This is a genomic window from Ruminiclostridium papyrosolvens C7, assembly GCF_000421965.1.
GTDB lineage: Bacteria > Bacillota > Clostridia > Acetivibrionales > DSM-1351 > Ruminiclostridium > Ruminiclostridium papyrosolvens_A.
Genome location: NZ_ATAY01000063.1, coordinates 269,441 through 281,411, shown reverse-complemented (window position 1 = coordinate 281,411; position 11,971 = coordinate 269,441). Strand labels below are relative to the sequence as shown.

At 35.5% G+C, this 11,971-nt stretch carries 9 protein-coding genes; all 9 read left to right on the top strand.

The window, feature by feature from the left end:
• Positions 1 to 16 precede the first annotated feature (16 nt).
• The 9 genes from L323_RS34425 to L323_RS34385 all read left to right on the top strand — a co-directional run bounded on the left by L323_RS34425 (position 17) and on the right by L323_RS34385 (position 11,873).
• On the top strand, positions 17 to 1,651 hold the full coding sequence (locus L323_RS34425; RefSeq protein WP_020816220.1) for a carbamoyltransferase family protein: 1,635 nt from the start codon (positions 17 to 19) through the stop codon (positions 1,649 to 1,651).
• Positions 1,652 to 1,656: 5 nt separating this feature from the next.
• On the top strand, positions 1,657 to 3,297 hold the full coding sequence (locus tag L323_RS34420) for a B12-binding domain-containing radical SAM protein (RefSeq protein WP_020816219.1): 1,641 nt from the start codon (positions 1,657 to 1,659) through the stop codon (positions 3,295 to 3,297).
• Between the two features lie 55 nt (positions 3,298 to 3,352).
• Positions 3,353 to 4,984, top strand: coding sequence for a B12-binding domain-containing radical SAM protein (locus L323_RS34415; protein WP_020816218.1), 1,632 nt, complete (start codon positions 3,353 to 3,355; stop codon positions 4,982 to 4,984).
• A gap of 42 nt (positions 4,985 to 5,026) precedes the next feature.
• On the top strand, positions 5,027 to 6,109 hold the full coding sequence (locus tag L323_RS34410) for a DUF362 domain-containing protein (protein ID WP_020816217.1): 1,083 nt from the start codon (positions 5,027 to 5,029) through the stop codon (positions 6,107 to 6,109).
• Positions 6,110 to 6,128: 19 nt separating this feature from the next.
• Positions 6,129 to 7,109 carry a hypothetical protein gene (locus L323_RS34405; protein ID WP_020816216.1) on the top strand — a complete coding sequence of 327 codons (981 nt, stop codon included), beginning with the start codon at positions 6,129 to 6,131 and terminating at the stop codon, positions 7,107 to 7,109.
• 30 nt (positions 7,110 to 7,139) lie between these two features.
• Positions 7,140 to 8,477, top strand: coding sequence for a hypothetical protein (locus L323_RS34400; RefSeq protein WP_020816215.1), 1,338 nt, complete (start codon positions 7,140 to 7,142; stop codon positions 8,475 to 8,477).
• Between the two features lie 34 nt (positions 8,478 to 8,511).
• A complete protein-coding gene (locus L323_RS34395) occupies positions 8,512 to 9,522 on the top strand; it encodes a U32 family peptidase (RefSeq protein WP_020816214.1) in 1,011 nt (336 codons plus the stop codon).
• Between the two features lie 17 nt (positions 9,523 to 9,539).
• The gene (locus L323_RS34390) at positions 9,540 to 10,922 is read left to right on the top strand and encodes a class I adenylate-forming enzyme family protein (RefSeq protein WP_020816213.1); all 1,383 of its coding nucleotides are present in this window, start codon (positions 9,540 to 9,542) and stop codon (positions 10,920 to 10,922) included.
• A gap of 288 nt (positions 10,923 to 11,210) precedes the next feature.
• Positions 11,211 to 11,873, top strand: a complete 663-nt coding sequence (locus L323_RS34385; protein ID WP_020816212.1) for an HAD family hydrolase — start codon at positions 11,211 to 11,213, stop codon at positions 11,871 to 11,873.
• Positions 11,874 to 11,971 lie beyond the last annotated feature (98 nt).

The window sequence follows — 11,971 nt, the reverse complement described above, 5'->3', positions numbered from 1 at the left end:
AAGGAGAATGTAAAATATGTACATATTAGGTATGGGAGGCTCTGACCACAGTTTCGCGGCTTGTTTGGTATCAGATAATGGAGTTGTTTGTGCAGTAGAAGAGGAAAGAATTACACGTGAAAAATATAGTTTGGGACCTAATTCACTGTATGCTAATTGCCGCAAGTATTGCTTGAATGAATTAAACTTGAGTATTGATGATATCGACATGATAGTTGGAAATGATATTTTACATCCAATGACATACTTTCCAGTGAGAAAACGTATTGAACTTATAAATCATCATCTTGCTCATGCATATTCCGCTTTTTATACAATTCCACATGATGAAACGGCTATACTGATAGTGGATGGGACTGGAAGTAAAGTGAACAAAGAAAGTAAAATCGCTGAAACTGTAACATATGCAGTAGGGAAATCCGGTGATGTGGAAATTATCGATAAAGTAGGCGGATTGGGATGGTCAAAGGATGATGAGCGTGAAACATTAACTGAAAATTCCCTTGGAGATTTTTATAGGAAATTTACTGAGGAAATCGGGTTTGGTTATTTGCAGGATGGGAAAACTATGGGACTGGCTCCTTATGGAACTGATAAATTCTACAATGAGGTTAAATCATTTGTAAAGTTTTTAGGGGATGGCCAGTTTGAAATCAAAATCAATGAACCTTTTATTGGAGAATTTGTACAAAAAATATTAAGTAGTCAAGCGAATGAAAAGGATTTATTCCAAGCTAAAGCTGATATAGCCTGGGCAGCTCAGACTGTTCTTGAAGACTGCATGTTCTATTGTGTCGACTATTTATATCAGAAAGCTCCAAAAGATGTTTTGTGTATTGCCGGAGGAGTGGGCCTGAACAGTGTAGTTAATGGAAAGATTAAAGAAAAGTCTAAATTTAAGCATGTATATGTACCTCCGTATACTTCAGACTCCGGTACGGCAGTGGGCGCGGCGCTCTACGGATACAATCTGCTTTCAAAAAATAAACCTCTTAAAAAGAGTACTACATATAATGCATTTACAGGACATGCATATTCCGAACCGGAAATTCTTGAAGTGTTAAAATCATTTGAGAATGAAGATATCGAGTATACATATTATGATAATGTTTGCCCTATAGTTGCGGAAGCTTTAAAGGATGGCAAAATTATCGGCTGGTTCCAGGAAGGGTCAGAAATGGGGCCCCGTGCTTTAGGTCACAGAAGCATATTAGCAGATCCGAGAGATCCCGAAATGAAGGACAAGCTGAACTATAGGGTTAAGAAACGTGAAGGCTTCAGGCCGTTTGCACCGGCTGTTCTGCAAGAACAGGCAGCAAATTACTTTAACATTGATTTTCCTTCACCATTTATGTTGTTTGTAGTAGATGTAAAAGAGGATAAAAAGAAAGTCATTCCTGCAGTAACTCATGTTGATGGTACTGCCAGAGTGCAGACTGTAGATCAGAAAGATAATCCGATTTTTTATAATTTAATAAACGAATTTTATAAAATAACAGATGTACCGGTTTTGTTAAATACGTCCTTTAATATTTTAAAGGAACCTATTGTAGAAACACCAAAAGATGCTATTACATCTTTTTATAATTCACAGATTGATTTACTTTGTATTGGTAATTGGATAGTTACAAAGACAAAAATAAAGGATTAACTGCTATGGAAAACAATATGAGCATAGAAAATTTCGATATTGCAGTTGTCATATTAGTTTATGGGGAAAATTATGAAGTAGCGGATGATTTGGTAGCAGGTTATATCACAGCAATGTTAAGAAAGAATGGGCATTCCGTAGATATTATTGAAATCGACAAGGACAATGAGAATATTGGCTTGGATTACTTGACATCTAAAGAATACAAAATGGTTATTTTTACAATACCAACATCATCTAATATTCCTGAGCTAATTAATTTCAGTAATTATGTAAAGAGTAAAAACCCTATTTGCAATACAGTTTTAACCGGTTGGGATCATCATTCTGCCCCAATTGATATTGATGCTGTGATTCGCTCCAGTGAAGCCATAGATGTGATTATAAGAGGAGAGGGAGAACAGACAGTTGTTGAGCTGGCTGAGCTGCTTTATAAAAATGAAAGCCTTGATAACTGCGAAGGTATAACATACCGAATTGGAGAACGCATTGTTACAAACAACAATCGATCTCCAATAGCTTGCTTGGATGAATTGCCGTTTCCGGCAAGAGATACACATACCAGGCATGCTTATGAATCATTTCGCATATCATCCGCCCGCGGTTGCCTTGGGAATTGTACATTTTGTCCTGTTCCTGCAGAGAGAGTCAGCGGGAACTTGCCTTGGAGAGGGAGAACGCCTGAAAATGTTGTTTCTGAATTAAAAGAGCTGGTTAATACTTTGGGGATAAGGCACTTCATGTTCATTGATCCAACTTTTGAAGATCCGGGAGAAAAGGGTAAGGAAAGAATCAGGGAAATATCCCGATTAATTATAAAAGAGAATTTAAATATTAATTTTCTGGTAAACATGAGGGCTGAAAACTGGTCCGATTCTGATAGAGAATTATTGGAATTGCTTTATCAGGCAGGTTTGGAATCTGTAACTGTGGGAATTGAAGCAGGAAATGAAAGAACCTTGAGACTTTTTAACAAGCGTGCCCACATACAGGATTTCTTTACTTTTATCAACCTTATGAAAGACTTTAATATATATCTTGCGTACGGGTTTATTATGTTTCACTCCTATTGTGAAATCCAGGATCTCAGGGACAATAATAATTTCCTGAAAGACGCAGGTATAGGGCATATGATGGGAGCATACTTGATAAAACTAAAGGCTTTTCCAAGGACTCAGATTTTTCAGAAACTGCAAAGTGATAACCTTGTTAAAACAACACAAAACGGAATTTACAGTTTGTTCGATTATAAATATATCGATCCCCGTGTTCAAAGGCTGGCGGAAAAAATGGACTGGGTTGGACAACAGTTAAATGTCAGACCGGATATTCACTTTTATAATATTCAGAAGTTTACAACCTTTGTATCCAGAATACGCAGAAAAATAGAGAAATCAGACAATCAAGAGTCCATGAAACATCTGTTACCTATAGAAAATGCAGTTGAGCATATGAAAAGCTCACTGAATGAGCTAAACCATAAATGGTTTTCACAGTGCATTGACTGGGTTGAACATAATGGTAAGGATGAAGAATTTGATAATATTATGAATAAGCATTTTGCTGATTTAAAAGTGGAATACGACAAGGTGAAATCTGTGCAGATGAGAAGTGGAAGAGGATTGATACGGGTTATGAATATGTAATACTAATATTGACTATTGGAAATGGGCCAATTAAAAATAAAAAAGAAGGTGTAATATGAGTAAATATCAAATAAATGTTGTGTCATTATTATATGACTACGAGGATTATGAAGCAGCTGACGACTTGGTTGCCGGGTATATAATCGCAATGCTTAGAAAAGAAGGGCATACAACTTCTTTAATTGAAATAAGCAGAGGCTGTGAAGATGAGGACTTAGTAAAATTAATGCAAAACATGCCGGATGTCGTAGTTTTTACAATACCTCGTACTTCAAATATTCCAGAGTTGGTATCCTTCTCACGTTACGTTAAATCAATAAATCCTGAGTGCAAAATAGTTCTCGCTGGTTGGAGTCATCATTCAGCACCTATGAATACAGAACTGATTATGGAGCAATGTTCTGATATTGATGTGATAATTCGTGGTGAAGGTGAACATACGGCTACAGAACTGGTTGATTTATTTATCAGAAATGAAAATCTGGGTTCTTGTTTGGGAATTACATACCGGGACAATGGACGAATTATTGCAAACGATGATCGGCCACTCGGCTCATTGGATGAATTACCTTTTCCGGCAAGAGATTCACAGCTGCTCCATAACTATAGCTCAATGTGGGTTTCTTCTGCAAGGGGATGTCTGGGCAACTGCGCCTTCTGTGCAATTCCGGCTACAAGAACCAAGAATGACCCGGTTTGGAGAGGAAGATCCCCGGAAAATGTTGTTGAAGAATTAAAGTATTTAAATAATACCTACAATATAAAGCAATTTAATTTTCTGGATCCTACATTTGAAGACCCGGGGCATAAGGGTAAAGAAAGGATAAGAAAGATAGCAGAATTAATTCTAGAATCAGACCTTGACATTACATTTCTGGCGCATATGCGTGCAGAAAATTGGTCAGAGGATGATTGCGAGTTAATGGAATTGCTGTATCTTGCCGGACTTGAGTCAGTGCTTGTTGGTGTAGAAGCAGGAAACAACAGTAGTCTACAGTTATTCAATAAACGGGCAAAAGTAGAAAATTATTTCTCATTTGTTGATTTAACAAGTAAATTCAATATAAATATTGATTGCGGTTTTATTATGTTCCATCCATACAGCACCTTTGAAGATTTAGCTGCCAATGCTGATTTTCTTAAAAAAATCGGACTCGCTGATACATTGTGTACATATTCGTCAAAATTATATCTATTTCCGAATACACGCATATATCAAAAGTTACAGGAAGATAACATGCTGTTAAATCAAGGTGAAGGTATTTACACGTTATATGATTATAAGTTTTTAGATGAGCGGGTTAAGAGATTGTCGGATAAAATGCTGACGGTTAACGCGGTTTTAGCTGAAAAAGCATTTTTCCATTTTAAAGGTATCACTAAGTTAGTAACATACATCTCACGTATGCGTAGAAAATTATTGAAATCAAGTGTTTTGGGACAGGAGTACCTGTCTGACAATCTGTCCATTCTTGAGGAAGCTGTCAGGGATATGAGAAAGGACATAGATGATTTAAATCATACTTGGTTTTTAAAGTGTATTGATTGGGTTAAAAATGATGGTTCGGACAATGAATTTTCCGAAATCCTGAAAGATCACTTACTGAGAATAGAAGAGAAAATTTATAAGGTTCAGAAAATTCAATTGAAATATGGAATGAGTATACAAAGGTCATTAAAAATTTAAACACGCCTTTGGATGTTCATAACCAACGATATGAGGGGTTGAATGAATAAGATTTCTTTAAAATTAACTAAAACCTATGATGAAAATGAGATTCTGAAAGCATTAAGAGAATCCTTCGAGTTTATAGGCGGATTGGACAGTATTGTAAAGTCGGGAGATACTGTTCTGCTAAAATTAAACTTAACCGGGCCGTTTCGTCCGGAACAAGCAGCTACAACCCATCCGGTTCTTGTAAAAATGATGGTTAGACTGATTAAGGAGTGTGGAGGACATCCGATTATTGGAGACGGCCCTGCTACTATTAAATCTCCCATTAAAGATACCGGAATTGAGGACGTCGCACAGGAAGAGAAGGTACCGGCTTTTGTGTTCGAAAAATTCCAACAGGTGCATCTCTCAGATTATTCAATTGTAAGAGATATTTCTTATAGTACTGATGTACTGCAAGCCGATAAGGTGATATCAATGCCAAAATTAAAAACCCACGCTCTTACATTATATACGGGAGCAATCAAAAACATGTTCGGTGCGGTAGCTTTTGAGCAGAGAAAAGCATTGCATAAATATAAAACTCAGGAAGAATTCTCAAAGCTGCTAACAGATATATTTAGTGTCCGAGTACCTGATTTGACGGTAATGGATGGTATTTGGGGAATGGACGGCATTGGGCCTGTACATGGTAATCCTGTGAATTTTGGTGTACTACTTGTTTCCCGGGATGCAGTTGCAATTGATGCTCTTAGTGCCACCTTATTGGGTTATAAAATTGATGATGTGCAAATGATTGGGCGAGCTTCGGAGCGGAATCTTGGTGAATCTAATCTGGATAACATGTTTATAGACGATAGTTGCTATAAGGAAAGAATATTGCATACCGCAAATTTAATACCTACTTTACAGGGAGGATTACGTGAAAGATTCCTAAAGTTGGTTCTTGGTAAGATTCAGTGCGATTCTTCCAAATGCTCCAAATGTTCTGCGTGTCTCGACGGATGTCCTGCCAATGCAATTACCATGAATCCTTACCCCGTAGTAGATGAAAATGCCTGTTTACATTGCTTCAGATGTTATGAAATATGCTTCCATGGGGCGTTATCTATAAAATATAAAAAAATAAATTCTTGAAAGGTTAAGACTGTACGGTATGAATAAAGATGAATTAGTCGGTAAAAAAGTAATCTTGTATCCTGATAACTATATAGCCCGCAATTTGCTACAGCTACAGGATGTCTTATCATTTAATATTATTAGCATAATTAATGAACTTGATATGAAGAAAGACAAATCCGGCAGTTTTAACAGTAATATAATAAGTACGCTGGAACAATGCGATTTAGTATTGATCTTGGAAAGTAGTCCCAAGACATTGCTGTTACCACCATGGACTGAAAAATATGATTGTTACTTAATGATACTCAATGCTGCTACAGAAAGAGGCATTCCTGTAGCCAGTCCATATTTTGAATTATCCATACCCTGTGATACTAATTGCCGAAGGTCTATTTCAGTTAATAAAATTAATCATTCCATTCTTGATGTTATTGAAGATAACCAGATGGTGGTAAATGAACAGCCATCTATTATGGTTACTGCCACAAGAAAAGAAATTAATATTCATTCAATGGACCTTAAAATTAAAAAGGCACTGGAAAAGTATCACTTACCAAGCTTTATTATGAGCAGTAATCCCGTATCAAGTCTGCTGCCGTTTGATACTTCAAAAAACTTGAAGGAAGAATATGCATATACAAGTCCCATTATTATTTTTGACGGGCCAGCCCAAGGCTTCCCATTTCAGACAGACAGTAATTTAGTTGACTCTTTCAAATCATGGGATTTTACAGAATTTTTCAGACTTGATGGGGTCTTGCTTGCAATACATTCCAAGGATTCAGCAGAAATGGTACAGGAAACTGCTGAATACCTTAATAGTTGTGGTCTGAAAGTTTTTGGGTTAATCGAGGAAAAGGCATCTAGCCCTTGGTTTCAGGTGTATATGGAGGGTAAAACAGGAATACCTGTAACTGATTTGGATTCATCGGAACAGCAATATAAATTAACCTCAATAATCCTGAATTTCTTGAGCGATGATATTGAAATACCAAACAATAAGGTACTAAAGTAATCCTTAATATAAATGAGAGTGAGTTTGAATATGAGCAAAACATTACCAGCTGCGTTTATAATCGGTTTTATGAATGATAAAGATGTGAGGATAATAGAGAGTGATGAGAAAATAATTACCTTTGAGACGGATGAAAAAATTCCTGATATATCTTCATTTAATTTAAAGGTATTCGATTTTCAAACATTCCAATATATGAGCTTTTCCTTTTCAGAGATAAGGATAATTGAACTTCAAGAAAAACCCTTTTCGGTAATATATAAAATTGAACTGCTCAGACCCTCGCAAAAATATATTACCTGTATGAAGAAGCTATTTCTCATAGATGACAATGTAAAGGGTGCCGGTGATATTGAAACATTAAAAACCATAGTTGAGCCTAATCCAATTTATCCTAAGGAAAACGATAAAAATTTCTGTACAGACTGGGAGGAACAGGAGAAAAAGTGGTTTCAGGTATCTGTTACTACTGAAGATAACCAACGTTTCCGAAAACTTTCACAGAAATTTGAATTATGCTTCACTCTTGATAATAATGAGCTATATCATCAATTTTTAGAGTGTCCGGCAGATAAAATGTTTGCTGAAAGATTGCAAGAGAAGGGCTTACAAAACCATGGGATTATATCCGAATTTAAACGTGTATATATCGGAAGTGAATTCTGCTGTAACTTGTTTCCGTCTATAGATTTACTTGAAAATTGTCTTGAAAAGGCCTGGCAGCAGAATTTGGGGATTACTGTTGTGTTTTCGTTTATTAGGGAAGATAATGTAAACTCTATGGAAAAGGTAATAGAGTTTTTATATCAATGGCAGGAACAAAAGGAGATTACAATAGAATTAGTAATCAATGATTGGGGGATGCTGCATTATATAAATACACATTTTCCCAAGTTTACCCTGGCATACGGCAGAATGATAAATAAGAAACTCAAGGATACAAAAATACCTTGGAAGTGGGGAATCGACAAGGTAAAAGACAAATTAGAAGAAAATAGTTTGAACCTGAGTCACTTTACAAATTTTTTGCAAGAACTGGAAATCAAAAGAATTGAGTTTGATTTCCGGAATAATAGGCCTGATAAATTTAGTGGAGGGCTAAGTTTTCACTTTCCGTATTTTCAGACTAATTCATCTCTATACTGCCCACTCAATGCTGAATGTACAACTTATAACCGAACCAAACAGGGGGTAGTTGCCAGCTGTCCTCAATTTTGTAATGAATTTGTATATCTTTACCCCGAACATCTATATATGGTAGGAAAAGGTAACAGTATATTCGGATTTAACCGTGAGGTTATAACTGGTGCTGAATTATTGGAAGATTTATGGAATCAGGGCTATGACAGATTAGTACTTAATTTGTAATTAATATAAATGTAGTTTTGAAGGAGTGATGAATTTGAAAGTAGTAACTCCACTATCGAATATGGATTATTATATTCCACTGGTAGAAGCTGGTGCTGATGAGTTTTTTTGCGGGATATTACCTTTTGAATGGTTGGACAAGTATAACGTAACAATGCCTTTAAATCGTCGTGAGTATTTATTGGATAATTGTAATATATGTACCTTGAGTTCAGTTAGAATATTAAAAAAAATGATGGAAACTTACAAGGTTAATGTTAAAGTAACATTAAATTCCTTGTATTACATTAAAGAGCAATACCCTTTAATTGTTAATCTGATTAAAATGTTACAGGACTGCGGAATAAATACCTTTATTATTGCAGATGTGGCATTAATCTGCTATTTGAGGGAGAAAAATATAGACTGCAATATCCATTTAAGCGGAGAATGCGGTGCTTTAAACCATTATACTTTAAACTTTTTTGAACCGTTAAATATAGAGCGGTTTATTTTTCCGGGTAAGGAGTCTATAGATAATATAAGGGCAAGCATAGAGCAGTATAAAACCGGCAATAAAAAGGAATATGAGTCCTTCATATTGAATGACTGGTGTATGTTCCTGGGGGCCTTTTGCAATACTGTCCATTGTGATGAGATACCTCATTCATGCCACTTGCCTACAAAAACAGTACGCATAGACAAGAATTCTACAAAATACAAAGATATCTATCATGTTTTAAAATTACGAAATCAATTAGCCAGTAAAACCGATATTGTAGATAGGAGCTCCTATTATAACCTTTCCAAACGCAGGGCAGATACATACAATTTTGCTGAAAAGGGCTGTGGAATATGCAAAATGCATAAGTTAATGAGGAGTGGTATTACTCATATAAAATTAGTTGGGAGAGGCCACACTCTGGATATGGTAAAACGGGATTTGGAATTCCTTAAAAAAGGTATAGCTATAATGAATACTGCTTCAAACTCAGAGGAATTTGAAGAGAAAATCAAGCTAAACATTTTTAACAATAAGTGTCCCACAACTTGCTTTTATAATTAAATTTTCGAAGGTTAATTATGATGAACTTATTTGATTATATTAAAGAATACACAGATAGCAACCCAAGCAGCTTTGCTGTAGTTGCCGAAGATAGAACCATTACATACAAAGAGCTGTATAATTATATAAAAAGTAATAACGTTACACTAAAAAAATATGGTTTCACACCAATGCAAAAAGTAATAGTTAAAATTAGCAGACAAGTTGATTTTATCATTGCTTTACTAAGTCTTCTATCAGTTGAGTGCTGGGTTATACCTGTTCCCGATGACATCAAACAGGATGAGTTGGAAAAAGTGATAAATTTAACCGGCGCAACAATATTTCCATACGAAAACTGGGAATTTTATAATTGCTTGGAGTATGCAGATGCTGTAAATATATCTGATTCAAATAACACCGGAATATTGCACCTTACTTCAGGTTCAACCGGTGCACCAAAGCTTTGTATTCGTACCCTTCACGGACTAACCTGTGAAGGCCTGAGTTTTAAGAACACTTTTTCTATCACCACTCAAGAAAGGGTTCTAAGTGCATCTCCACTTTATCACTCATATGCACTTGGGGCTGCAATTATGGGAGCTTTTGTATCCGGAAGCTGTATTTATACTATTGACAGCTTTGTTCCAAGAAAAGTGTTAAAAATAATTCAAAATAATAGTATTACATTTTTCATATTAGTACCGGCTATGGCCAGTTTGATATGCAATACAATATCTGACCAGAAATATGATTTGTCTTCTCTTCGTATTGCACTGGTTGGGGCAGGTCCAATTAAAGAACAGGTCTATAATAAGTTCAAGGAGAAATATGGAGTAGCTTTATTAAGCAACTATGGGAGTACAGAGACTGGTGCGCTAGTATCACGTCTTGATCCGTTGACCTATACTTCTATCGGAAAGCCTATGGATGGAGTGGAAATCAAGCTGTGCAATGAAAACGGGGAAAAAGTGGGCACTGGTGAAACCGGAGAAATAATGGTTAAATGCGACGGTATGCTTAAAGCTTATTTTGGTATATCTGAACCGCCTTTTGACAAGGATGGTTTTTTCGCAATGGGCGATATTGCTGTTCAGGATTCTGATGGCTATGTGTATATAAAAGGAAGAAAAAAATTGCTTATTAATGTTGGAGGAAAGAAAGTAAATCCTTATGAAGTTGAAGAAGTATTAATGGAATTAACCGGGGTCAGGGAATGTATGGTTACAGGATATATCAATCAGAACGAAGAAGAAAGAGTCAGCGCATATATTGTAGGAGATGGAGTTACTGAGAGCCAGATTCGAAGCTTTTGTTCTGAAAAACTGAGTCAGCACAAAATTCCTAACGAAATAATATTTACTGATTGTATCCCCAAAAATAAGCTTGGAAAAGTTATTCACCAAGAATTGAAAAGGTAGTGATACTTTTTCGGAAAAGAAAATAAGACTTGGATTTATAGGGTGCGTATGGATAGTAGAAAATGCGAATATCCCAGTTTTTTCAAAGCTGGATACTATTTAGATTTTATCAGTATTCGATGTTGATATCTTTAGAGTTAAAAAAATATCTGAAATAATTAATATTATAAATTTGATATTGAACTACGCTAAAAGGGTTTAACTCAGCAGTTAGGGGTTAAGCTCATTTTTTTTCAGTCAAATGAGATAGCACAAGGCTAAAATTAAAATACTGAGATAGGTGATAATATGAGAAAAGCAGCTATTTTTGACTTCGATGGGGTTATTATTAACTCTTTGGATATTCAAAAACAGGCACTTGAAGAAAGCTATAAAATAGTTGTTGGAAAAGGAACTCCTTCTTTTAGAGAATTTCTAAGCCATAGTGGGAACAGTCTGGAAAATATATTTAAAAACATGAATTTACCGCTGGAAATGGTTAAACATTATAGAAGGATTAGTCAAGAAAAAGTCGGTACAATAAAAATTTATCCGGGGATAAGAGAAATACTTACAAAGCTTAAAGATGATAAGGTCATCTGTGCTCTATGTACCGGTAAGGATAGAGTGAGAACCTTGGAGATTCTTGAGAAATTTTGTATGGAAAAGTTTTTTTCAATTGTTGTATGTTCAGATGATGTAAAGCATCCAAAACCCCACCCGGATAGCTTAATCCATATTTTAAATCAATTGGATATAGATGCTAATAGTGCATTAATGATAGGTGATGCGAAGAACGATATAAAATGCGCAAAGAATGCAGGAGTTAAAAGCATTGCTGTTACGTGGGGAGGATTTTCACAAGCGGATTTGGAGCAAGAATCCCCAAACCTAATTGTTAATAATATGTTTGAGCTTTATACGGGAATAAATATGTTTTTAGATATAAAACAAATCGACTTTGTGAATTAATTAACGGTAGTCTTTTCACCCAATGATGCTGAGTGTCTTAAATTAAATATTTTTATTTTACTTTATTTTTTGTTATTATAAACTCTATAATAAGTTAG